Annotated in this window: 19 protein-coding genes; 13 read left to right on the top strand and 6 right to left on the bottom strand. The window is 57.4% G+C overall.

The genetic code is table 11. From position 1 onward, the window contains the following. The first annotated feature begins 196 nt into the window (after positions 1-196). Positions 197-1,036: a MurR/RpiR family transcriptional regulator gene (locus EPE01S_RS18880; protein WP_062748245.1), complete on the top strand. Its 840-nt coding sequence runs from the start codon at positions 197-199 to the stop codon at positions 1,034-1,036. Between the two features lie 112 nt (positions 1,037-1,148). Here EPE01S_RS18880 and iolB read toward each other — a convergent pair whose 3' ends face one another. The 3 genes from iolB to EPE01S_RS18865 are packed head-to-tail and all read right to left on the bottom strand — an operon-like array spanning position 1,149 to position 3,773. Continuing rightward, a complete protein-coding gene (iolB, locus tag EPE01S_RS18875) occupies positions 1,149-1,970 on the bottom strand; it encodes a 5-deoxy-glucuronate isomerase (protein WP_062748243.1) in 822 nt (273 codons plus the stop codon). 48 nt (positions 1,971-2,018) lie between these two features. After that, positions 2,019-3,524: a CoA-acylating methylmalonate-semialdehyde dehydrogenase gene (locus EPE01S_RS18870; RefSeq protein ID WP_062748242.1), complete on the bottom strand. Its 1,506-nt coding sequence runs from the start codon at positions 3,522-3,524 to the stop codon at positions 2,019-2,021. 48 nt (positions 3,525-3,572) lie between these two features. After that, positions 3,573-3,773, bottom strand: coding sequence for a hypothetical protein (locus tag EPE01S_RS18865; protein WP_062748240.1), 201 nt, complete (start codon positions 3,771-3,773; stop codon positions 3,573-3,575). Positions 3,774-4,042: 269 nt separating this feature from the next. Between EPE01S_RS18865 and EPE01S_RS18860 the strand changes: the two genes are divergently transcribed. Continuing rightward, a complete protein-coding gene (locus EPE01S_RS18860) occupies positions 4,043-4,858 on the top strand; it encodes a TIM barrel protein (protein ID WP_062748238.1) in 816 nt (271 codons plus the stop codon). A gap of 135 nt (positions 4,859-4,993) precedes the next feature. On the opposite strand, the gene EPE01S_RS18855 is transcribed toward EPE01S_RS18860, so the two are convergent. Continuing rightward, complete coding sequence (locus EPE01S_RS18855; protein WP_062748236.1) at positions 4,994-6,187, bottom strand: MFS transporter; 1,194 nt, start codon at positions 6,185-6,187, stop codon at positions 4,994-4,996. Positions 6,188-6,356: 169 nt separating this feature from the next. Between EPE01S_RS18855 and EPE01S_RS18850 the strand changes: the two genes are divergently transcribed. The 4 genes from EPE01S_RS18850 to EPE01S_RS18835 all read left to right on the top strand — a co-directional run bounded on the left by EPE01S_RS18850 (position 6,357) and on the right by EPE01S_RS18835 (position 10,865). Next, positions 6,357-7,061 carry an ABC transporter ATP-binding protein gene (locus EPE01S_RS18850; RefSeq protein WP_062748235.1) on the top strand — a complete coding sequence of 235 codons (705 nt, stop codon included), beginning with the start codon at positions 6,357-6,359 and terminating at the stop codon, positions 7,059-7,061. Beyond that, positions 7,058-8,032 carry an ABC transporter substrate-binding protein gene (locus EPE01S_RS18845; protein WP_062748234.1) on the top strand — a complete coding sequence of 325 codons (975 nt, stop codon included), beginning with the start codon at positions 7,058-7,060 and terminating at the stop codon, positions 8,030-8,032. Before EPE01S_RS18850 ends, EPE01S_RS18845 begins: the two co-directional genes overlap by 4 nt. 45 nt (positions 8,033-8,077) lie before the next feature. Beyond that, the gene (locus tag EPE01S_RS18840) at positions 8,078-9,733 is read left to right on the top strand and encodes an ABC transporter permease (RefSeq protein WP_062748232.1); all 1,656 of its coding nucleotides are present in this window, start codon (positions 8,078-8,080) and stop codon (positions 9,731-9,733) included. Positions 9,734-9,827: 94 nt separating this feature from the next. Continuing rightward, the gene (locus EPE01S_RS18835; RefSeq protein ID WP_062748229.1) at positions 9,828-10,865 is read left to right on the top strand and encodes an AI-2E family transporter; all 1,038 of its coding nucleotides are present in this window, start codon (positions 9,828-9,830) and stop codon (positions 10,863-10,865) included. A 62-nt stretch (positions 10,866-10,927) separates the two neighbouring features. On the opposite strand, the gene EPE01S_RS18830 is transcribed toward EPE01S_RS18835, so the two are convergent. After that, complete coding sequence (locus EPE01S_RS18830; protein WP_062748227.1) at positions 10,928-11,614, bottom strand: FadR/GntR family transcriptional regulator; 687 nt, start codon at positions 11,612-11,614, stop codon at positions 10,928-10,930. A gap of 215 nt (positions 11,615-11,829) precedes the next feature. On the opposite strand from EPE01S_RS18830, the gene EPE01S_RS18825 reads away from it, so the two are divergent. Then, the gene (locus EPE01S_RS18825) at positions 11,830-13,119 is read left to right on the top strand and encodes an MFS transporter (protein WP_062748226.1); all 1,290 of its coding nucleotides are present in this window, start codon (positions 11,830-11,832) and stop codon (positions 13,117-13,119) included. 59 nt (positions 13,120-13,178) lie between these two features. Continuing rightward, a complete protein-coding gene (uxuA, locus tag EPE01S_RS18820; protein WP_062748224.1) occupies positions 13,179-14,366 on the top strand; it encodes a mannonate dehydratase in 1,188 nt (395 codons plus the stop codon). A 51-nt stretch (positions 14,367-14,417) separates the two neighbouring features. Here uxuA and EPE01S_RS18815 read toward each other — a convergent pair whose 3' ends face one another. Beyond that, on the bottom strand, positions 14,418-14,747 hold the full coding sequence (locus EPE01S_RS18815) for a DHCW motif cupin fold protein (RefSeq protein ID WP_062748222.1): 330 nt from the start codon (positions 14,745-14,747) through the stop codon (positions 14,418-14,420). 302 nt (positions 14,748-15,049) lie between these two features. Between EPE01S_RS18815 and EPE01S_RS18810 the strand changes: the two genes are divergently transcribed. The 5 genes from EPE01S_RS18810 (at position 15,050) to EPE01S_RS18790 (ending at position 23,249) form a co-directional block, all read left to right on the top strand. Next, the gene (locus EPE01S_RS18810; RefSeq protein ID WP_062748218.1) at positions 15,050-16,621 is read left to right on the top strand and encodes an EAL domain-containing protein; all 1,572 of its coding nucleotides are present in this window, start codon (positions 15,050-15,052) and stop codon (positions 16,619-16,621) included. Positions 16,622-16,877: 256 nt separating this feature from the next. After that, on the top strand, positions 16,878-18,383 hold the full coding sequence (proP, locus tag EPE01S_RS18805; RefSeq protein WP_062748216.1) for a glycine betaine/L-proline transporter ProP: 1,506 nt from the start codon (positions 16,878-16,880) through the stop codon (positions 18,381-18,383). 154 nt (positions 18,384-18,537) lie between these two features. Beyond that, a complete protein-coding gene (gene ahr, locus EPE01S_RS18800) occupies positions 18,538-19,554 on the top strand; it encodes an NADPH-dependent aldehyde reductase Ahr (RefSeq protein WP_062748214.1) in 1,017 nt (338 codons plus the stop codon). Between the two features lie 330 nt (positions 19,555-19,884). Continuing rightward, entirely contained in the window at positions 19,885-22,056 is a 2,172-nt protein-coding gene (gene fhuE / locus EPE01S_RS18795; RefSeq protein ID WP_084344220.1) for a ferric-rhodotorulic acid/ferric-coprogen receptor FhuE, read from the top strand. Between the two features lie 134 nt (positions 22,057-22,190). Further along, a complete protein-coding gene (locus EPE01S_RS18790; RefSeq protein WP_062748213.1) occupies positions 22,191-23,249 on the top strand; it encodes a diguanylate cyclase in 1,059 nt (352 codons plus the stop codon).

The raw sequence follows: 23,249 nt of genomic DNA, 5'->3' as shown, positions 1-23,249 counted from the left end.
CCGGTACAGGGTTACCCTTTTTTTATTAAACGAATCAATTATTTTATCTGCTACGGGCAGAAGGTTACGATTTTGTGAACTGATTCCCAACCCTGATGAAATACGGCCTGCCGCTTTCTTCATCAAGTGAAATTTTTTGTTCATCTGGTAGAATAACGCACAGAAGAACACTATTTTCCTTTTTGCGAGCCGTGTAATGACTAATAATCCGACCCAACTTTCTCTGTTGCAGGACGATATCCGTCGCCGCTACGACACTCTCAGTAAACGCCTGAAGCAGGTGGCTCGCTATATTCTTGATAACAGCAACAGCATCGCCTTTGATACCGTCGCCTCTATCGCCCAGCAGGCCGATGTTCCGCCCTCCACGCTGATCCGCTTCTCAAATGCCTTCGGGTTTAGCGGCTTCAATGAAATGAAGCAGGTCTTTCGTCAGCACCTGATGGAAGAGACGGTCAACTACACGGAGCGGGCGCGTCTGTTCCGCCAGACCGCCACCGATGAAAGCGCCAGCGCGCCCGAAAGCCCGGCAGAAATTCTCAATGTGTTCACCATGGTGAACTCGCAGGCGCTGCAGCAGCTGGCGATGCAGGTCAATCCTGAACAGCTGGAAAAAGCGGTGAAGATGCTGGATGAAGCCGATAACATTTACGTCATTGGCTTACGCCGTTCGTTCAGCGTCGCCTCCTATCTGACCTATGCCCTGCGCCACCTGGAGCGCCGCGCTTTCCTGATCGACGGGCTGGGCGGGATGTTTGCCGAACAGTTAAGCATGGTCAACCCGAAAGACGTGGTGATTGCGATCAGCTATTCCCCTTACGCGCGTGAAGCGGTGGAACTGGTGGAGCTGGGAGCAAAACGCGGTGCGCATCAGATTGCGATCACCGACAGCCAGGTCAGCCCGCTGGCCGCCTTCAGCGATGTCTGCTTTGTCGTGCGTGAGGCGCAGGTCGATGGTTTCCGCTCTCAGGTAGCGTCCCTGTGCCTGGCCCAGACGCTGGCGGTTTCACTGGCACTGACCAACGTTAAAAGCTAAAAAAAACGGGCCGCCCGCAAGGACTGCCCGTTTTATCGCTCGTTTCAACACCCCATCTGACGCGGCTGGTTGCTCACATCAACAGGGTGAGGCCTGCCTTACCCCTGCAGGATTATCCCTTACGCGGATACTCATCGCTGTTCACCCAGGCGTGATCTTTCTCCCAGGTAAATTTCCACAGGCGTACCGGCCCGGCCATCACATTCAGATAATAGTTATCGTAGCCGGCGACGGTCGACATTGGGTGATAGCCACGCGGCACGGTCACCACGTCCTGATTGTAGGGGGCCATACAGACATCCAGCGAGCGGTCGTCGGTATAGACGCGCTGCATGGCAAAACCACGCTCCGGGTTGAAACGGTGGTAGTACGTCTCTTCCAGGTAGGTTTCATCCGGTGAATCTTCCTGGTCGTGCTTATGGCTGGGGTAGGAGCTGGTATTACCCTCATCGGTATACACCTCGACCACCAGCAAACTGTCTGCCGGTTTGTCATCCGGCAGAATATTGTGCACCAGACGCTTATTATTACCTTTGCCGCGCTGCTCAACGCCGACATCGGCGGGCGCGATCAGCCGTGCGGGCAGCTTGCCCCCGGTAGCCGGCGCACTGCACACCGCCAGCTCAAGGTCTGACTCTGCCACCACCTCGACCTGCTCGTTACCCGGGACATACACCGAATAAGGAGGCGTCCGTTCAAACGGAGACAGGCGTTTGCCGATATGCGGGAATTCGGCCAGGCGGGTTTTCACCGACGCCAGGCCGGCAACCAGCACCAGGCACAACTCTTTACTGCCGCTTTCCAGCTGCAGCGTCTGACCTTTTTTCAACTGATAAGCGTCGAAACCGACATAGCGCCAGCCTGCACTTTCCGGGGTAACATGCTGGATACGACCCTGCGCATCCGGCTCTTTTACTTTGGATAGTAATGACATACAGCCTCTCTGTCCGTCAGGGCGAGGACAACCTCGCCCTGCTGAGATTTAACCTAACGTTGGCATACTGAATTCTGACACGGTCTTCTGACCGCTTGGCCAGCGCACGGTGGCGGTTTTCATGCGCGTGTAGAAGCGCACGCCATCCGGCCCGTGCACATTCAGCGCACCGAATACGGAACGTTTCCAGCCGCCGAAGCTGTGGAAAGCCATCGGCACCGGAACCGGGACATTCACCCCGACCATGCCCGCCTGCACTTCACGGACAAAGTCGCGCCCGGTGTGGCCGTTGCTGGTGAAGATGGCGCTGCCGTTACCGAACTCGTGGCTGTTGACCAGGTCCAGCGCAGTTTTGTAATCCGGGGCACGAACGATGCTCAGTACCGGCCCGAAGATCTCTTCACGCCAGATCACCATGTCAGTGGTGACGTTATCAAACAGCGTGCCGCCGACATAGTAGCCTTCAGGGTGGCCTTCCACCTGGATGCCGCGACCGTCAACCACCAGTTTTGCGCCTTCAGCCTCACCTTTATCGATGTAGCCCAGCACTTTCTTCTGGTGTGCGGCAGAAACAACCGGCCCCATTTCGTTTTCGTCTTTACCTTTGTGGATGCCAGGACCGACGCGCAGGGCTTTGACCAGCGGAGTCAGTGCAGCAATCAGTTTGTCCGCGGTGTCATCACCCACGGCCACCACCACTGGCAGTGCCATGCAGCGCTCACCGGCAGAGCCAAACGCGCCGCCCATAATGGCATTTACGGTAGCCTCCAGGTCAGCATCTGGCATCACGATCGCGTGGTTTTTCGCTGCACCGAACGCCTGCACACGTTTACCGTGGGCGCTGGCCGTGGTGTAGATATGCTCTGCCACGCCGGAAGAACCAACGAAGCTCACCGCCTGCACACGCGGATCTTTATACAGCTGCTCGGCATTGTCGTTCGAACTGTGAATGACGTTGAACACACCGTCCGGCAGACCGGCTTCGGTCAGCAGTTCGGCCATACGCACCGCCGCTGACGGATCAAGCGCTGGCGGCTTCAGTACGAAGGTGTTCCCACATGCCAGAGCAATCGGGAACATCCACAGAGGCACCATCGCCGGGAAGTTGAACGGGGTAATCCCGGCCACCACGCCCAGCGGCTGCATTAATGAATAGCTGTCCACGCCGGTACCGACATCGGCAGAGTTTTCACCCTTAATCAGGTGCGGAATACCGCAGGCGAACTCGACCACTTCCAGACCCCGGGTCAGTTCACCCAGCGCATCAGACCAGACTTTTCCATGTTCACTGACGATAAGAGCAGCCAGCTCGTCGCGGTGCTCTTCCATCAGGGCTTTAAAGTTAAACAGAATACGGGCGCGGCGCAGTGGAGAAGTGCGGGACCAGCTATCGAAGGCTTCATGCGCAACGGCGATGGCATGGGCCACTTCATCGCTGGTGCTCTGCGTCAGTTCACGCACCGGCTGACCGGTTGCCGGATCGTAAATTGGAATGGTTTCGTTGCTGGCGCTCAGAGAGGTTTTACCGCCAATAAAGTTTCCTACGATAGTCATGTGCTGGCCTCTGTATTAGTAATGAATTCCCTTGCAGGCAGTCTGACGTCATACCGCTGCCACGCCGGGTAAAACCGTGATTCGTGTTGAGACAGTATAATATTGAAATAAATTTTTCAAATATTTCACTTTAGAAAATTCATTTTTAGCGGGCTGGATCGCATTTTTCAGTTCGCGGGAGTCGGGGATTTCCTCCCCATGCTGACGGCGGAAGAAAAAAGCCCCCAGCGCAGGCAGCGCGCGGAGCAATCGTTTCAGTGAGCCCCTCCTGCATCGCTGACTTCTCCCTCATTAAAACGCCAGGATTACTCTGTATTCAGGGCCCTTTTATGAGGCCCGGAGTGAAATTTTGCGAGACGGATCTAAAAATTTAAATTTCATTATTCACCAAATATGAAATAAATGTTTTCCTGTAGTCCGTGAAGCCCCCCTGACCAGCCTGTAATCAACAATAAATGGCTGGCGGGCACTCTTAATGAACCTTTTACCTTCCTACCCTACTCAACAGGAGCCATACGATGGCTATCGATCCAACCCGTTTTTGTGTTAACCGTAAAATCGCCCCAGCCCTGAGCATTGACGCTTTTTTCCAGCTGGTACAAAAACTGGGTCTGCATAAAGTCGAATTGCGTAACGATATGAAAGGCGGCAGCGTCACGGATAACCTGAGTCATCAGCAGGTGCGTGAGCTGGCGGAAAAGTATGGTCTGGAAATTGTCACCATCAACGCCCTTTATCCGTTCAACCAGATCAGTGATGACCTGCTGGCCCGTGCTGAAAGCCTGCTGAAAGATGCTCAGGGAATTGGTGCCAAAGCGCTGGTGATGTGCCCGCTCAACGACGGCACAAAGATTTCAGCTGAAGATACCCGGCAGGCCCTGACTACGCTGGCCCCGCTGTTTGCACGCTATGGTGTTGAAGGTCTTGTTGAGCCACTGGGCTTCCCGGTCAGTTCACTGCGCTCTGCCACACAGGCACAGCAGTTGATCAGGCAGGCCAACGTGCCCTTTAAGATCGTACTGGATACCTTCCATCACCACCTGTATGAAGGCGCAGAGCAGGATTTTGCCGACGGCATCGATATCGATCAGATTGGCCTGGTGCACCTGTCCGGCGTCATCGATGGTCGTCCGGTCAGCGAACTGACCGACGAAGAGCGTCTGATGTTAAGCAGTGATGACCTGCTGAAAAGCGTCTGGCAGGTCGAGCGTCTGGAAGCGTTAGGCTATACCGGCGTGTATGCCTTCGAACCGTTTGCTTCAGTGATGGATAGCTGGAGTGCGGCCGATATTGAGCGCGAAATCCGCCAGAGCATCGCATTGCTTCAGGCGTGATCCTTTCACCCGGGTCGCTGGCAGGGACTCTCCCTGGACTGACCTGACATCAATACCCTCAGCTGGGGCCGTTCAAAAAAATGATCGCCCCTGCAACTGCAACCGACTTATCTGTGTCATTTGACAACGGTCCCACTAAGCCGGGACCGCTTTTTTCAGACGCACCGTTACGGCCATCGCCAGACAGGCCAGTAAACCGCTGAGAAGATAGACCGACGGTACCCCCATTGAACTCATTATCAGCCCTGCCAGCGGCCCGGTAATACCCAGCGCCAGATCCATAAACGCAGTATAAGTTGCCAGCGCACTGCCCTGATTCTGTGGCGGTACGGCACTGACCGCCACCACGCCAATGGCCGGAAAGACCAGCGAGAACCCGGCCCCGGTCAGCAGCGCCCCGCCGCGTGCCAGCCAGGGATCCCCAGCGCCCCAGACCATAAACAGCCCGAGAGCTTCTACCGCAAAGCACACCAGCGCCACGTTCAGCCCGCCGTGCCGGGTAATCGCATGAGGAAACAGCAGCCGCGTACCGACAAAAGCCACGCTGAACAGCGTCAGCGCAAAGGCCGCCCCATCCCAGCCTTTATCCTGATAAAACAGGGTGATAAAGGTGGCGATTACGCCAAAACCTGCCGACCCCATCGCCAGCAGCAGGCCGAAGCGCCAGATACGGCCCAGCACGGCACGAAACGGCAGCGGCCGGCCTGCGCTGCTTTTGACCTGCGCCCTGGGCAGCGCCAGCAGAATGCCCAGCAGCGCAATCGCCGTAATGATCCCCGCCAGCAGCAGCAGCCCGCCCCGGTCAAAGATTGCCACGCCGAGCGGTGCGCCAATCGCCATTGCGCCATAGGTAAAAATGCCGTTCCAGGAGATCACCCGCCCAATATGCAGTGGGCCGACCACGCCGACGCCCCACAGCGTGGAGCCGGTTCCGGCGAAGCTCTGCCCGACGCCCAGTATCAGCCTGCCCGTGCACAGCAGCAGCAAACTGAGCAGCGGCAGGGCACTGCTGATCGCCGCCAGCGCATAGCACAGGCCGCTGATAAAGCAGCCACACAGCCCGACGACCACGACTTTTTTGGGCCCCCACAGATCGGCATAGCGCCCGGCGTGCGGACGGCTGATCAGGGTGGTGAGATATTGCAGGCTGATCACCAGCCCTGCCCAGAACGCGCTGTAGCCCATCACATCATGGACATAGCCGGGCAGCACCGCCAGCGGTAAGCCGATGGTCAGGTAGCTGGCAAAGTTAAACATCACAACGGAGAAAATACGCAGATTTAAACGGAAGCCACTCAGCGCGGTGGTACCGGCGGGCTGCTCAGACATGAAAATCCTGCTCGCAGGGTCAAAAAGAGTGACACTTACTATACCCGAAATCCTGCAACCGTTAACAAGCGCAGGCGTCTTTCTTTCGCCATAAATCCGTCATACACCCTCCCTATACTCCCCGTAACTCCCCATTTCCGGGGGGAAAAGTCCCAAAGAGGATAACAATATGGTCCGTTCTCCCACTTCCGTGACGCTGAAGGGCATTCACTATGCTTTCGGCACGCAGACGGTGCTCAACCATCTCGATCTCGACATCGGGGCAGGCAGCATTGTCGCGCTGCTCGGCCCTTCGGGCTGCGGCAAAAGTACCCTTCTGAAAATACTCGCCGGGCTGCTGCAACCCCGGCAGGGCACGCTGCATTTTGGCGACCGGCTGATGGCCAGCGCCGCCGTCTGCATCCCTCCCGAACAGCGCGATATCGGCATGGTCTTTCAGGACTATGCCCTGTGGCCGCATATGAACGTGGCGCAGAACGTCGCCTTTCCGCTGCTGATGCGCCGGGTGCCGGCACGCGAACGCGACGAGCGGGTAATGATGGCTCTGCAACGCGTGGGTCTGGCTGATTTTGCCGGGCGTAAGCCCTCCGACCTCTCCGGCGGCCAGCAGCAGCGCGTCGCACTGGCACGGGCGATTATCGCTGAACCGGCGATCCTGCTGTTCGATGAACCGCTGTCGAATCTTGACCGCGACCTGCGTGAATCCCTCTGCCGTGAGATGGCAGGCCTGCTGCGCCAGCTCGGCACCACCGCCGTCTATGTCACCCACGATCGCAGCGAGGCGGAAATGCTGGCCGATCGTATCGTCTGGCTGTCGGCCGGATCGGTTGCCGCCCGTCAAACCGTTACGTCACTCTCCGGGGAACTTGCATGAACGTATTGAATTCGATGAAAACAGGAGCACTGTTAACGATGCTGTTATCTTCCGGCATGATGATCGCTGACGCACAGGCGCTGACGGTATATACCGCCGGGCCGGGCTCGCTGGCGAAAAGCCTGGCCGCAGGCTACGAAAAGCAGACGGGCGTCAAAGTGAATATATTTCAGGCCACGACCGGAAAGGTGATGGCGAGGCTGGAGGCCGAACAGGCCAACCCGCAGGCCGATGTGCTGATTTCTGCCTCCTGGGATACGGCCGAAGAACTGGAGCAGCGCGGCTGGCTGCTGCCGTACCAGAGCCCCAACGCAAAACAGGTGCCGGCCGCATTTAAAACCGACGCTTACGTTGCCCAGGGCATTTCCGCGCTGGGGATCGTCTGGAATACCGGGAGCGGCACCCCGGAGCCCAGAGAATGGAACGACCTGACCCGCCCCGAGTTTAAAGGCCGGGTGACCACCCCCGACCCGTCACTGTCCGGTGCTTCTCTCGACCTGCTGATCGGCCTGCAGAACAGTATGGGCGACGACGCATGGGCTCTGTTCAGCAGGCTAAAAATGAACGGTATGGTCATTGCCGGACCCAATGCCCAGGCGCTGACGCCGGTGCTGCAGGGCGCGAAAGCTGCTGTCTTTGGTGCGGTGGATTACGTCTCATATAGCAGCATTCAGGACGGTGAGGCGATTAAAGTGATTTTCCCCGCCAGCGGCACCGTCGTGGCACCGCGTCCGATGATGATCCTGAAAAGCAGCCCGCACGCGGCGGATGCCAGAGCATTTATTGACTATGTGCTGTCAGAAGAGGGGCAGCAGAAAGTGGCCGACGCGTGGTTAATGCCCGCGCGCTCCGATGTCGGCGGCAAACGTCCCCTGCTTCGCGATCTCAAGCTTCTGCCGGCCCAGAGCGGTGGCAGCGCTGACCGTAGCGCCGTCCTGCAACGCTTTGGCACGCTGTTCAGCCACCCTTAATCTTGCCTGGGGTGGCGCACCTGCGCCCCCCTTCAGGAACCCGCGATGACCTCACGTATACTTCCGCTGCTGACCGTGGCGCTGCTGCTGATCCTGGTGGCGCTGCCGCTGCTGTTTATCCTGCTGCAGGCGCTGTTTCCGGCGCTGGCACAGGGCTCGCTGGCCGGAGCATTCACCCCTGTCACCCGGCTGCTGGCCGACCCGCAGCTGCCCGCGCTGTTGCGGGGCACCCTGACAACCGGCCTGAGCGTGGCGCTGCTCAGTGCGCTGATCGGTATCCCGCTCGGCACACTGCGCGGGCTGTTTCATCTGCCGCTGGCGCGTCTCTGGGATCTGCTGCTGCTGATCCCGTTTCTGACCCCACCCTATATTTCTGCCCTCAGCTGGATGCTGGCGCTGCAGCACAACGGCTATCTGTATCAGGCGATCGGCGTCGATCTCAACGATCTGCTGTTCAGCCAGAGCGGCATTACGCTGGTGATGACGCTGAATATTTTTCCGGTGGTCTACTTTGCCGTATCACGCAGCCTGCTGGCGAGCGGACAGCAGCTGGCTATCGTGGCGCGGGTACACGGTGCCAGCGCCTGGCGCGCCTTCTGGCATGTCACCCTGCCCATGCTGCTGCCGGCGCTGGCGGCAGGCGTACTGCTGGCCTTTACCCTGGCGATTGAAGAGTACGGCGTTCCCGCCGCGCTGGGTTCCCGTGCCGGGGTGGTGATGCTGACGGTCGGTATCGAAGAGCGGCTGGCCGACTGGCCCATTGATCTGCCAGGGGCGTCGCTGCTGTCAGTACTGCTGGTCATGGTGGCCCTGGCCGCGTTTGCCTTACAGAAACGGTGGGTGGGCCATAAAGATGTCACCAGCATTAACGGCAAACCGGCGCAGAACAGCGGCAGCCCCCTCGGACCGTGGCGCTGGCCGGTGCTGCTGCTGTTTGCTGCGGTAGCGACCGTGATGGTGGCGATCCCGATGAGTTCCATGCTGCTGACGGCACTGCTTTCCACGCTGTCCGGTGGAATGCATCTCAGCAACCTGACGCTGCGCCACTTTGCTGCCCTGTTTGCCCTGCAGGGGGATGCCGTGACGGCCCTTTCCACCAGCGTTGGCCTGGCGCTGGGCACGTCGCTGGTGACCGGATTGCTGGGGTTCCTGGCTGCCTGGCTGGTGGTGGTTCGCCGCATTCGCGGGGCCGCGCTGATCGATGCGCTCTCCCTGCTGCCGGCGGCGCTGCCGGGCGTGGTGGTGGGCGTCGGGCTGATTCTGCTGTGGAACCAGCCCTTCTGGCCTGTGACGCCTTATAACAGCTGGCCGATCCTGCTGCTCTCTTACTGCTGTCTGCTGCTGCCGTGGCCGGTGCGCTATGTCAGCAGTGCGCTGAAGCAGCTCGGCAGCAATCTGGAACCCGCCGCCCGGGTTCACGGTGCCAGCGCCCTGGCGGCACTGCGCCATATCGTCATCCCGCTGGTGTTCCCCAGCCTGCTGGCGGCCATGCTGATGGTCTTTGCCATCGCCTCGCGCGAACTGGTGACCTCGCTGTTGCTGGCCCCGGCAGGTACGCAGACCGTGTCCGTGTTTATCTGGCGTCAGTTTGAGCAGGGTTCCGTGGGCCAGGGTATGGCGATGGCCAGCATCGCGATGACGACCGGTCTGGCGCTGATGCTCACCGCGCTGGCTATCCTGCAGCGGCGTGAACGCGGATAGCGGTGATGGGCTAAAATCCGATCATTCCTAAAGTGAGTGGCGGCTCGGTAACAACCGCTACAATTGCTGCGCAGAGTTCTTAAACGGAGGCGCGATGACCCCATTGCCGCAGGAAAAGATCGGGCAAAATATTTTACTGAAACTGGCCACCCTGGTGGTGATCCTGGGAGGGATCAAGCTGTCGGCTGAGATTATGGTGCCTTTTCTGATGGCGCTGTTTTTCGCCATCGTGCTGAACCCGCTGGTCACCTGGCTGATGCGGCGCGGCATCCGTCGCGGCCTCGCTATCAGTCTGGTGGTCCTGGTGGTGCTGATTGGTCTGGCGCTGATCATTGCGATGATTGCCGGTTCACTGCAGGAGTTCAGCGAGGTGTATCCGCAGCTTCAGGCGCAGGCGGAGCAGAAACTCGCCATCATCCAGCACTTTGCCGCGCGATTTCACATCATGATTTCTCCTGAATCGCTGGCGCAGCGGCTGGATCCCAACGCGGTGATGGATGTCGCCACCACCATGCTCGGCCAGTTCTCGGGGGCCATGACGCAGATCGTTCTGGTGATGATGACGGTGATCTTTATGCTGTTTGAAGTTCACCATCTGCCGTACAAGCTGCGCTATGCGCTGGTCAACCCGCAGATCCGCATTGCCGGGCTGCACAGAGCGCTGAAAGGGGTGACGCACTATCTGGCGCTGAAAACGCTGATCAGCCTGGCGACCGGCATTCTGGTATGGCTGGCGCTGATGGCGCTGGGGGTAAAATTTGCGCTGCTGTGGGGCCTGGTGGCCTTTGTGCTTAATTTTGTCCCCAATATCGGGCCGGTGATCGCCGGCATTCCGCCGGTTTTACAGGCGCTGCTGCTGAACACGCCGCTGGAAGCCGGGCTGGTTGCGACACTGTTTATCGCTATTCATATGCTGCTGGGCAACCTGCTGGAACCCCGGGTGATGGGACGCGGATTGGGTCTGTCGAGCCTGGTGGTGTTTCTGTCGCTGATTTTCTGGGGCTGGCTGCTCGGCCCGGTGGGTATGCTGCTGTCGGTTCCGCTCACCAGCGTCTGTAAAATTCTGATGGAGACCACCCCCGGCGGCAGCAAGCTGGCGATCCTGTTAGGCAACGGCCGCAAATCGCTGTAACACGGTGACAGGCGTCGGGTCGGGTCGGGGCTTTTTTCGCTCCGCCCGCCCTGTCAGCCCGCTTATTCGATAAACAAGCGATCGTAGACATGCTGTAAATGACGCGCCATGCAGGCACGGGCCTGTACCGCATCGCGGGCAATGATGGCCCGGGCAATATCCTCATGATCCTGATTCATCTCACGCGGAAAATCACTCTCCGCGTAGTGGCTTTCCAGCCGCACGAAGCGTGAGCTCTTCCGCTTATTCCACAGGTATTCCATCATGTCGCGCAGCACCTCGTTGCCCGTCATCTCGGCAATCAGCAGGTGGAAGCGTTTATCTTCCCGCAGGAACTTGTCGTCATTGATGTGTAACTGGATGAGATCCTGAGTGATCTCCTGCAATTCTGCACGCTGATCGTCGCTGCCGTTGCGTGCGGCCAGCTCTGCCGTCATCGCTTCATACACCTGACGCGCCTGAATCAGCGCCTTCAGGCTGAATTCCTCCTCCGCCGGGGCGGCCTCAGTCTGCGGCAGCGGGTCCATCACGTACACGCCGTTGCCGGTGCGGATTTCAACCCAACCGGTGATCTCCAGCGCAATCAGCGCCTCACGAATCGACGAACGGCTGACGCCCAGCTGTTTGGCTAACTCACGCTCCGGCGGCAGAATCGCCCCGGCGGGAAACTGTCCCTTTTTAATGCAGCCAATCAGCAGGTTAGAAATCTGCCGGTAAAGGCGCTCAACTTTCAGTGTCGGTAATTCCATACCCATTCCAACGCGGACGATGTGATGAGCAGAGCTTATCACAGCGCTTCGGTCGCGTGTAAATGGCCCGCGATCCCCATGCTGCGATCGCCATCACGGTATTTAACGCCCTTTCGCGTTTATTCTCTGGTCCAGCGGCCTGACCACTGGGCCAGACACTTTCCCCTGTGACGCTCTGACAAGAAAACGGCCGTTGAGCCGTACAAGGAACGCCGATGACGGTTTCAGCCTTTGAATCACCTCTCCAGAAATCCAGCCGGCTCAAACGGATACAGACGGTGTCGCTGACCCTGCTGTTTCTCGCCGGGATTATCAATTTCCTCGATCGCGGATCCCTGTCGATCGCCAATGCGGCGATCCGCAACGATCTCGGCCTGTCTGCCACGGAGTTTGGCGTACTGCTGTCGGCGTTTTCCCTCTCTTACGGTATCTCCCAGCTGCCCAGTGGACTGCTGCTGGACCGCTTCGGCCCGCGTATCGTGCTTGGTGGCGGCCTGCTGTTCTGGTCGGTAATGCAGGCGATGGCCGGTGCGGTGAACAGCTTCAGCCACTTTATTATGCTGCGTATCGGGCTGGGCATCGGTGAAGCACCGTTTATGCCCAGCGGCGTCAAGGTGGTAAATGACTGGTTTAATGCCCGCGAGCGCGGTCTGCCGATGGGCATTTTTAACTCCTCCACCACCTTTGGCCAGGCCTTTGCACCGCCAATCCTTGTGGCACTGATGCTGGCCTTCGGATGGCGCATGATGTTTGTGATTATCGGCGTAGCCGGGGTCGCGATCGCCCTCTGCTGGTATGCCTGGTATCGCAACCGCGACCGTTTCGCGCTGACCCCGGAAGAAGAACAGTACCTGAACCAGGGCTCCACGCCGTCGCAAAAAACCCGCGTGTCCCTGAAGGAGTGGGGCGCGCTGTTTAAAAAACGCACCGTGTGGGGGATGATCCTCGGTTTCAGCGGCGTGAACTACACCGGCTGGCTGTATCTCTCCTGGCTGCCGGGTTACCTTCAGGCCGAGCGGGGCCTGAGCCTCGCCAGCACCGGCTGGGTCGCCGCGATTCCGTTTCTGTTTGGCTCAATAGGGATGCTGGTGAACGGTACCGTCGCCGACCGCCTCGCCCGCCGTGGTTATGGGCTGGCAAAAACCCGTAAAGCCCTGATCTGTTTTGGCCTGGTCTGCTCTGCGGCCTGCACCCTGCTGGTGGTGCAGTCCACCTCGACCGCCATGGCCGTCGGCTTTATCAGCCTGGCGCTGTTCTTCGTCCACTTCGCCGGCACCTCGGCATGGGGTCTGGTGCAGGTCATGTCCCCGTCACGCATGGTGGCCTCAGTCAGCAGTATTCAGAACTTTGGCAGCTTTATCTGTGCCTCATTTGCGCCGATTGTCACCGGCTGGGTGGTCGATACCACCGGTTCGTTCAATATGGCGCTGGTGATCTGCTCCTGCGTGACCTTCGCGGGCGCACTGGCTTACTTCTTTATCGTGAAAGACCCGATTGCAGATTAATTAAACGAACCACTCATCATCCGGGGCGGTCTCAGCAAAAAGCCCCGCAAGGAGATCACATGGAACACACATGGCGCTGGTACGGCCCTAAAGACCCGGTATCACTGGACGATGCCCGCCAGGCGGGGGCCACCGGCATTGTCACTGCCCTGCACCACATCCCTAACGGCGATGTCTGGCCGGTGGAGGAGATAAAAGCACGCCAGGCCCTGCTGGCAGAAAAAGGCCTGGTGTGGTCAGTGGTGGAAAGCGTGCCAATCCACGAATCGATTAAGACGCAGCGCGGCGATTACCAAAAATACATCGCCAACTATCAGCAGTCGCTACGCAACCTCGGTGCCTGCGGCATCGACACCGTATGCTACAACTTTATGCCCGTGCTGGACTGGACGCGCACCGATCTCGGCTGGACGCTGCCGGATGGTGCCAAAGCGCTGCGCTTCGACCATATTGCCTTTGCGGCGTTCGAGCTGCATATCCTGCAACGCCCTAACGCAGAGCAGGATTACAGCCCGGATGAGCAGCAGCAGGCCGCCGCCTGTTTTGCCGCCATGAGTCAGGAGGAGATCGACACCCTGACGCGCAATATTATCGCCGGGCTGCCGGGGGCGGAAGAGGGCTACACGCTGGAGCAATTTCAGGCGCAGCTGTCGCAGTATGACGGCATCGACCACGCGAAGCTGCGCGAACATATGGCCGCGTTTTTGCGCGCTGTGGTCCCCGTAGCACAGGAAGCCGGCATCGTGCTGGCGGTACACCCGGACGATCCACCGCGCCCGATCCTCGGCCTGCCGCGCATCGTGTCGACGATCGACGATATGCAGTGGCTGAAAGAGACCGTCGACAGCGTGCATAACGGTTTCACCTTCTGCACCGGCTCTTACGGCGTGCGCGCGGATAATGATCTGGTGAAAATGGCGGAAACCTTTGCCGACCGTATTCACTTTGCCCATCTGCGCTCAACCCTGCGCGAAGCGAACCCGAACAGCTTCCACGAAGCCGCACATCTGGCGGGGGATGTCGATATGGTTGGCGTGATTAAGGTGATCCTGGCCGAAGAGCAGAAGCGCCGCCGCGCAGGCAATCAGCGAGCCATTCCGCTGCGTCCGGATCACGGCCATCAGATGCTGGATGACCTGCATAAAAAAACCAACCCCGGCTATTCAGCGATTGGCCGTCTGAAGGGGCTGGCGGAAATTCGCGGCGTGGAGCTGGCGTTAAAACAGACCTTTTTTAACGCTGACTGATATCGGAAACAGCAGGTGTCGCCAGTGCACCTGCTGTTTGCAGGACAGGCGTCAGTCGACAATAAAAAGCTGTGCACCGTTCTCGGTCCAGGAACGGTGTGCTTCTGCGTTATCCGCCACCTGATAACTCATGCCCGCCGTCAGAGTAAATACCCGCCCATCCTCCAGCTCCGTGTGTAACTCACCGGACAGGCACAGCAGAATGTGCCCTTTGCTGCACCAGTGATCGGCCAGATACCCTGCGGTATAGTCCACCCTCCTGACACGTATCTCGCCGAACTGCCGGGTGCGCCACCAGGCCGTGCCCGTTTCTCCCGGATGTTCCGTTGCTTCCAGCGCCGACCAGGTGGTGGTGCCAAAAGGAATATCGCTGATGTTCATTGTCTGGCTTCCATGAGAAGTGAAAAAATACAGTACGTCAGCGCGTGAGTGGCGACAAGTCCTGCCCTGCCGCGACGGAAAGAAAAGCGGCTTTTTCTCCCTCTTCAGCCGCAGCGGATAATAAGGGGTAAAGAAGGAAAACATGGCGGAAAAAAGATTTCAGCCTGAGAGATGGTGAATTGAACGATAATTTGCATAATAGTAACGCGATCCGTGGCGGGTATGACTCACGGAGTGCACAGGAGAATGATTGATCGTACACCGCCGCTGCGATCTCTTTAAGCAGCTCACAGGGGAAGCGCTTGCAAGCACTCGTAAAGCCTAAGCATGAAAAGATCTGGCTAATCCTTGCCGGGCTGTTGCCGCTGGTACTCTGCCTCGTTTTCACTTTTATTGAAGCACGTAAGTCTGTTGTTAATCAGCAGAAACTCACGGCCTCTATGCTGCTGGAACAAGCTGCTCATATCAGTGATCTTGCCTGGTCAATGACCGACCGCCTCAACGCGTTCAGGGACCAGGACTGCCGGGCGATCCGCTCAGTGCTCCAGCAGTACGGCACCATCTACCCCTACTTTCGCTCTGTTGGCGTCGCGAAAGGCGAGCAGGTCTATTGCTCCTCAGCCTTTGGGGCGATCAGGGGCAGCGTACAAAATATGATTCTGGTTCCGCCGCCTGAACACCGCGCGGCATCATGGATGCTCTCTGTGGACGGAACCTACAGCATGAAAGATCGCCCTGCCGTGGTCTTTATGCGCGAAGATGCCCAGGGTTTTGGTCGCTATGCGCTGGTGGAAGGGCAGTACCTGATCGACTTTATGACCGCAGCGGGTATCAAGCATGGCTACCATATCACCATGCAGTTTGGCGACGGCTACCGTATTTCCAGCGGTAAACCGCTCTATATCTATCAGGGTATCCTTGGCACCACCCGCTATACCCGCTCCGACAACCGCTACCCGATAACAGTGGCCATCACCTCGCCACGCACCGAGGCGCTGCAAAGCTGGCGGCAGACCCTGTTCACCTTCCTGCCCATGGCGATCATTTTGTCCCTGCTGTTCATCATGATCACGCTTAACTGGCTGAAGCGCAGAAGCTCATTCCACGATGAGATTGGCCGGGGTATCGCCCGCGGCGAATTCACCGTGAACTATCAGCCGGTGTGTAATCTGGCGACGGGCGAGTTATCCGGGGCCGAAGCGCTGTTACGCTGGCAGCGTCCGGATGGAAGCTGGGTGCGCCCGGATATCTTTATTGCCGCAGCCGAAGATGAAGGGATGATTATTCCCCTTACCCGGCATTTACTGGCGCTGGTGGCAAAAGACTGCGCCAGCTGGCAGGTCCCCGCCGATTTCAATATTGGTATTAATCTGGCGGCCGAGCACCTGCAACATGATGAATTTGTCAGTGATATGCGCCAGTTTTCTCACGATATTGCCCATCTTAATGCCTGTATTACGCTGGAACTGACGGAACGCAGCCTGATCCGCGACGGCGAGGAAGTGGGAGACAAACTGGCAGAGCTGCGGCTCGCAGGTATGAAGGTCGCTATTGATGATTTCGGCACCGGCCACTGCTCACTGTCCTATCTGCAAACCTTCCCGATCGACTATCTGAAAATCGATAAAGGCTTTGTCAACGCCATCGAGACGCTGGAAGGCACGACGCCGGTGCTGGATGCCATTATCCTGCTGGCACAGAAGCTGGCGCTGAACATCGTGGCAGAAGGTGTGGAAACGACACTGCAGCGGGAATATTTGAAAAATCGCGGCGTGGAGTACATTCAGGGTTACTACTATGCCCGTCCGATGAACAACGCGGCGCTGATGCAGTGGATTGCGCAGCAGCCCACGCCATCGGCTGGCCAGGTCTGATCAGCGACGGTTTCCATGCCGTTTTTTCCTCTGGAGTAAGAAGTTTCCGACTGGAATTATGTCCCCGTGCGAAGTGTCTATATACTGTATAGCTGGCAGAATGCGCTGCCGTGCCGTACTGGCCCCCTGGTCATGACTGACGATAGCGTATTGTGCTGCAGGTTTTTCACCCGTGACAGGTCAGGCAGACAGCACGGGCCTGACCTGAACAGTGTGAATATTGAGTTGGAAAACAGATAATTACAGGGTGTTCTTTATGAAGCTACGTAGGAAGCGTGTTAAGCCTATTGGGATAAAAGACGTCACCATTATTGATGACACCAGATTACGTAAAGCCATTACCGCTGCCTCACTGGGCAATGCGATGGAATGGTTCGATTTCGGCGTATATGGGTTTGTCGCCTACGCACTGGGGCAGGTTTTCTTCCCCGGCGCTGATCCAGGTACACAAATGATTGCCGCACTGGCAACTTTCTCCGTTCCTTTCTTAATTCGCCCGTTAGGTGGCCTGTTCTTTGGTGCCCTGGGTGACAAATATGGTCGCCAGAAAATCCTGTCGATTACCATCATCATTATGTCGATCAGTACCTTCTGTATCGGCTTAATCCCCTCCTATGCCTCGATTGGCATCTGGGCACCGATCCTGCTGCTGCTGTGTAAAATGGCGCAGGGCTTCTCGGTCGGCGGCGAATACACTGGCGCATCCATCTTTGTTGCCGAGTATTCCCCGGACCGTAAGCGTGGCTTTATGGGCAGTTGGCTGGACTTCGGCTCCATTGCCGGGTTCGTGCTCGGTGCCGGCCTGGTCGTGCTGATCTCTGCGGTTATCGGCGAAGCCCGCTTCCTTGAGTGGGGCTGGCGTATTCCGTTCTTCGTGGCGCTGCCGCTGGGTATCATCGGGCTCTATCTGCGCCATGCGCTGGAAGAAACCCCGGCCTTCCAGCAGCACGTCGACAAACTGGAGCAGGGTGACCGTGAAGGCCTGGCCGAAGGCCCGAAAGTCTCGTTTAAAGAGATTGCCACCAAACACTGGAAAAGCCTGCTCTCCTGCGTCGGTCTGGTGATTGCCACTAACGTTACCTACTACATGTTGCTCACCTACATGCCGAGCTACCTGTCGCATAACCTGCACTACTCAGAAGATCATGGCGTGATGATTATCATCGCCATTATGCTGGGTATGCTGTTTGTGCAGCCGGTTATGGGCCTGATGAGCGATAAGTTTGGTCGCCGTCCGTTTGTGATCATCGGCAGCATCGCGCTGCTGGTGCTGTCCATTCCGGCATTTATGCTGATCAACAGCGGCGTGATGGGGCTGATTTTTGCCGGCCTGCTGCTGCTGGCGGTGATCCTGAACAGCTTTACCGGTGTGATGGCCTCCTCTCTGCCAGCCATGTTCCCGACCCACATCCGTTACAGCGCGCTGGCCAGTGCCTTTAACATCTCGGTGTTGGTCGCCGGTCTGACCCCGACCATCGCAGCATGGCTGGTCGAAACGACCAGCAATCTCTATATGCCGGCTTACTATCTGATGGTCGTCGCCGTGATTGGTCTGATCACCGGTCTGACCATGAAAGAAACCGCCAACATGCCGCTGCGCGGTGCCACGCCAGCAGCGTCGGACATGGCGGAAGCCAAAGAGATCCTGCAGGAGCATCACGATAACATCGAGCAAAAAATCGAAGATATCAGCGAGCAGATCAGCGAGCTGGAAGCGAAACGCTCCCGCCTGATCGATCAGCATCCACGTATCAACGAGTAAACATCCGGGCGGCCAGAACAGGGCCGCCCTTCTTTTTGCCCATTTTCTCCGCAGTCAGTCCTTCAGATAAACCTTACGTGCGGCGAAAACCCACTTTATTTCCCTGAACAGCTAAACTCTCCCCCCTGACCGTAAACCGAATCTGAGGTATGAAATGAAAATTAAAAGCTACGCGGCCATGCAAGCAGGACAGGCTCTTGAACTGTATGAATACGACGCAGGCGAACTGAGCACAGAGGAAGTGGAAGTCGAGGTTGAATACTGTGGCGTCTGTCACTCTGACCTGTCGATGATCGATAACGAATGGGGTATCTCTCAGTATCCGACCATTGCCGGCCATGAAGTGATCGGTCGCGTTTCCGCCCTGGGTGAGGCGGCAAAAAATAAAGGCCTGTCCATTGGACAGCGCGTGGGTATTGGCTGGACGGCAAAAAGCTGTCAGCACTGCGATGCCTGTATCAACGGCGAGCAGGTGAACTGCGAAAAAGGCACCACCCCGACCATCCTGAATAATGGCGGATTTGCTGAAAAGCTGCGCGCTGACTGGCAGTGGGTGATCCCGCTACCGGAAAGCCTGGATGCAGCCGCAGCCGGTCCCCTGCTGTGCGGCGGCATCACCGTGTTTAAACCGCTGCTGATGAGCAATATCACCGCGACCAGCCGCGTGGGTGTGGTCGGCATCGGCGGTCTGGGCCATATCGCAATCAAGATCCTGCGGGCGATGGGAGCAGAAGTGGTGGCTTTCAGCTCCACTGCCAATAAAAAGCAGTCCATCCTGGACATGGGTGCCGATGAAGTCATCAACAGCCGTGACCCGGAAGCGCTGAAAGCGCAGGCCGGACGCTTTGACCTGATCCTCAGCACCGTCGCCGTGGATCTCGACTGGAAGCCGTACTTCGATGCACTGGCACCGCAGGGCAAATTCCACACCGTCGGGGCCGTGATGAAGCCGTTCCAGGTCAGCGCGTTCGATCTGATTATGGGCGATAAAGCGATCACCGGTTCCTCCACCGGCTCTCCGGGCCAGCTGCGTTCGCTGCTGAAGCTGGCGGCACGCCGTGATATTGCACCGCACGTCGAGTTCTTCCCGATGTCAAAAATCAACGACGCACTGGAGCACGTCCGTGCGGGGAAAGCCAACTTCCGCGTGGTGCTGAAAGCCGACTTCTAAACCCTTGCCCCGGGGCCGATCGGCTGTTGCGATCGGCTCTTGCGGTCAGCGTCTTTTCCGCGGGCAGATACGCTCTTTCCCCTTCTGCCCGCCTCTCTTATTCCGCCAGCGTTCCCCCGTACGATAATATTTATTTACACCTTAACCCTTAATAATTATAGTTCTCATTTGCTTTACCATTACAGGCAATAACCTGCCTGATTGCCGTATCAGTGGACCTCACCGCTACTTCATGGATAAGTCAGAGTACTCATACCGCCTAAGGATAACCGGTAGATATTTTCGTGCCCGGTGCAGGTATTGACTCAATCTCAGCAACGTATTCCAGGAATGATCGTGCCAATTTCTCGCCCTGAAGTCAGCCAGACATCTTACTCAGCCTCCTGCACTACCGCCGGGATTTTTACTCCGACCCTTGCTGCCCTGCTGGTCCTCGCGGCATTACAGCCCGCCGTTGCCGCCGACAGCGCCAAAACCGATACGCTGACCGTGGAGGCGAATACGGATACGGCAGCAGCCCAGGCCGCCACGGATTACAGCGTTCCGGTCACCAGCGCAGGTACCAAAATGCCGCTGACGCTGAGGGATATTCCACAGTCTGCCAGCATTGTAAGCAAGCAGCGTATTCAGGATCAAAATCTGCAAAGCATCGGTGAGGTGTTGAGTAACACCACGGGTATTTCCGCCTCTAATATCGACTCTGACCGCTCCAACTACTACTCGCGTGGCTTCCTGATTAATAACTATCTGTTCGACGGCATCCCTACCGTGGTCGACAATCAGTGGGATTTAGGCGATACCGCCGGCGATACCGCTATTTTTGAGCGCATCGAAGTCGTTCGCGGTGCGAACAGCCTGAGTACCGGTTCAGGCAACCCGTCAGCCTCCGTCAATATGGTGCGAAAGCACGCGGACAGCAAAGTGCTGACCGGCAATTTTTCAGCGGAAACCGGCAGCTGGAACAAACAGCGCTATACCGGGGATATCACCACGCCGCTCAATGATTCGGGCAGCGTTCGTGGCCGGGCGATCGGAGGTTATCAGGACAACGATAAGTGGATCGACCGCTACAGCGCGCGTAAAAAATTCCTTTCCCTGGTGCTGGATGCCGACCTGACAGACTCCACCACGCTGTCATTCGGCTGGGACTATCAGCAAAGCCATACTAACGACCCGACCTGGGGCGGTTTACCGACCTTCTACAGCGACGGCAGCCGTGCTCATTACGATCGTGAAAACAACACCGCCGCTGACTGGACATACAGCGATAAAGAATCGAATAAAGTGTTCGCCACCCTGGCACAGCGGTTTGATAACGGCTGGCAGGCGCAGGTTAACGGCTCGCATGCGAAAACCACGTTCGATACCCGGCTGACGAGTTCATACCTTTACCCGGATAAGATCACAGGCGCGGGTATATCCCCTTTTGACGGCTGGAATAAAGGTTCTCGTAAAGTGGATGCCGTTGACCTGTATGCTAACGGTCCGTTTGAACTGCTGGGTCGCACCCACCAGCTGATGCTGGGCGGAAGCTACAGTAAACAGAAAAGCCTGTTCTTTAACTCGTTCTCTGATATTTCCTCAGCGGATATCAATGGCTTTAACAACTGGGACGGAAATACTGGCCAGGGGAGCTGGAGCGACTGGAAGGTAGAGAAAGACGACACCATCCGTCAGAAATCTGCCTACACTGCCGCCCGTTTCTCGCTGGCCGATCCGCTTTCACTGTTGGTCGGTGCGCGTTACACAGAATGGCGGGGCAATGGAACCAGCGGTACCAAAACCAGCAGTAAAATTGCACCGTACGCCGGTCTGACCTATGACATCAACGAGACGTACTCGGCTTACGCCAGCTACACCTCAATTTTCCAGCCGCAGACGTTCCGCAGTGCGGATGCCAAATATATCGGGGCGGTGACGGGAAAAAGCTACGAAACGGGTATGAAAGGCGACTGGATGAACAGTCGCCTGACTGCATCGCTGTCGTTATTCCGTACCGAGCAAAACGGCCTGGGGGTAAACAGCTACGTCTATATTCCGAACACCACAGAATATGCGTACGATTCGGTTGATGCGGTAAGCCGGGGCGTTGAATTTGAAGTGAACGGCGCGCTGACCGATAACTGGCAGATGACCTTCGGTGCATCACGCTACATTGCCGAACAGCGTAACGGCACGGCCGTGATGCCGGAAATCCCGCGGACGACCGTGAAGCTGTTCACCCGCTACCGTCTGCCGATGCTGCAGGATCTGACGGTGGGCGGCGGCGTAAACTGGCAGAATAAAACCTGGGCCAACGTTGCCAGTACCCCGGCGGATTATATTGACCAGTCGCCGGTGACCCTGGTCAATCTGTTCAGCCGCTACCAGGTTACGAAGCAGGTTTCTGTTCAGGCCAATATTAACAACCTGTTCGATAAAGAGTATTACGATTACCTGGGTACCTATGTTGTTTACGGCGCACCGCGAAACGTCACCGTATCGGCTAACTACTCGTTTTAATGAGATAATTTTTACCCGGAACCATGCCGGTTGTGCAGACTGGCCGGCATTGTTCTTTCTACCCGATAAAATAACGAACAGGCTACTTTTTTTCCGATACACTGCAGCATTGATCGGCTCAATGTCGCGTATTCATGCACTATTACTCCCCGGACGACACACAGTTAAAACAGCGCTCAATGCGCTTTATTCGTCGCATGTTCGCCATGCGGCAACTGGGCACTTTTTTATGTTTTTTCCCGTTTCTTTCTGTACTGTCCGAACTGAACCGGGGACTGTGGCTGGCTATTCTGCTGGGGCTTAATGCCTTTGTCTGGCCGATCATTGCCTGGATGCTGTCTCACTCATCCTGGGATCCGACCGCAACAGAACGGCGTAATCTGACCATTGATGCCGCCTTCGGCGGTATCTGGGTCGCCCTGATGGGCATCAGCCCGGTGCCCTCCTTTGTCATTATGGCGGTGCTGGCCTCAGACCGCTATGCAGCCGGTGGCTGGCCGCAGCTCAAACCGGCGATAGCCGCTTTCCTGCTGGCGTTTATTCCCGCGTGGAGCGTGGCCGGCATGCCGCTGGTGACCACGTTCAGCACGCGCACGGTCTGGCTGACGCTGCCGCTTGCCACCTGCTATATGCTGGTGCTGAGCGCCGTCTCCTATCAACTGACCCTGACCCTGCGCCGAAAGAATCGCGAACTGGAACGCATTTCGCTGATGGATCCCAGTCTGAAAATCCCCAACCGTCGCCTGTTTGACCGCCGTCTGGAAAGCGAATATCTGCGCACACAGCGCGGTGATGGTCATGCCTGGCTGATGTTGCTGGATGTGGATAATTTCAAACAGGTCAATGATCGCTTTGGTCATGAGGCCGGGGATTATCTGCTGGCTGAAATCTCCATGCTGCTGCGCACGGAAGTGGGCATCCGGGATATTCCTGCCCGTTTCGGCGGGGATGAACTGGGGGTGATTGTGCGCGATGCAGACAGCAACACCATTGTGATGCTGGCCGTCGCATTAAAAGAGAAAATCTCACTGATACGTTTACCTGCCTCCCCGCACTTTCAGTGCTCGGTCAGCATCGGTATTGCCCCGGCGGACAGCGCCGATTCCATCCATCAGTGGCTGCGCCATGCCGATCAGGCGCTGTATAACGTTAAACGTACCGGGCGTGATGGTATCCACCTCTGGAACCCGTAA

The organism is Erwinia persicina NBRC 102418 (assembly GCF_001571305.1).
GTDB lineage: Bacteria > Pseudomonadota > Gammaproteobacteria > Enterobacterales > Enterobacteriaceae > Erwinia > Erwinia persicina.
Note: the sequence above shows the minus strand (reverse complement) of the source record. Positions and strands in the feature narration are given on the sequence as shown.

Coding starts and splice junctions, on each gene's coding strand:
- EPE01S_RS18880 (WP_062748245.1), top strand. CDS start 197: ATGACTAATAATCCGACCCAACTTTCTCTGTTGCAGGACGATATCCGT.
- iolB (WP_062748243.1), bottom strand. CDS start 1,970: ATGTCATTACTATCCAAAGTAAAAGAGCCGGATGCGCAGGGTCGTATC.
- EPE01S_RS18870 (WP_062748242.1), bottom strand. CDS start 3,524: ATGACTATCGTAGGAAACTTTATTGGCGGTAAAACCTCTCTGAGCGCC.
- EPE01S_RS18860 (WP_062748238.1), top strand. CDS start 4,043: ATGGCTATCGATCCAACCCGTTTTTGTGTTAACCGTAAAATCGCCCCA.
- EPE01S_RS18855 (WP_062748236.1), bottom strand. CDS start 6,187: ATGTCTGAGCAGCCCGCCGGTACCACCGCGCTGAGTGGCTTCCGTTTA.
- EPE01S_RS18850 (WP_062748235.1), top strand. CDS start 6,357: ATGGTCCGTTCTCCCACTTCCGTGACGCTGAAGGGCATTCACTATGCT.
- EPE01S_RS18845 (WP_062748234.1), top strand. CDS start 7,058: ATGAACGTATTGAATTCGATGAAAACAGGAGCACTGTTAACGATGCTG.
- EPE01S_RS18840 (WP_062748232.1), top strand. CDS start 8,078: ATGACCTCACGTATACTTCCGCTGCTGACCGTGGCGCTGCTGCTGATC.
- EPE01S_RS18835 (WP_062748229.1), top strand. CDS start 9,828: ATGACCCCATTGCCGCAGGAAAAGATCGGGCAAAATATTTTACTGAAA.
- EPE01S_RS18830 (WP_062748227.1), bottom strand. CDS start 11,614: ATGGAATTACCGACACTGAAAGTTGAGCGCCTTTACCGGCAGATTTCT.
- EPE01S_RS18825 (WP_062748226.1), top strand. CDS start 11,830: ATGACGGTTTCAGCCTTTGAATCACCTCTCCAGAAATCCAGCCGGCTC.
- uxuA (WP_062748224.1), top strand. CDS start 13,179: ATGGAACACACATGGCGCTGGTACGGCCCTAAAGACCCGGTATCACTG.
- EPE01S_RS18815 (WP_062748222.1), bottom strand. CDS start 14,747: ATGAACATCAGCGATATTCCTTTTGGCACCACCACCTGGTCGGCGCTG.
- proP (WP_062748216.1), top strand. CDS start 16,878: ATGAAGCTACGTAGGAAGCGTGTTAAGCCTATTGGGATAAAAGACGTC.
- ahr (WP_062748214.1), top strand. CDS start 18,538: ATGAAAATTAAAAGCTACGCGGCCATGCAAGCAGGACAGGCTCTTGAA.
- fhuE (WP_084344220.1), top strand. CDS start 19,885: ATGATCGTGCCAATTTCTCGCCCTGAAGTCAGCCAGACATCTTACTCA.
- EPE01S_RS18790 (WP_062748213.1), top strand. CDS start 22,191: ATGCACTATTACTCCCCGGACGACACACAGTTAAAACAGCGCTCAATG.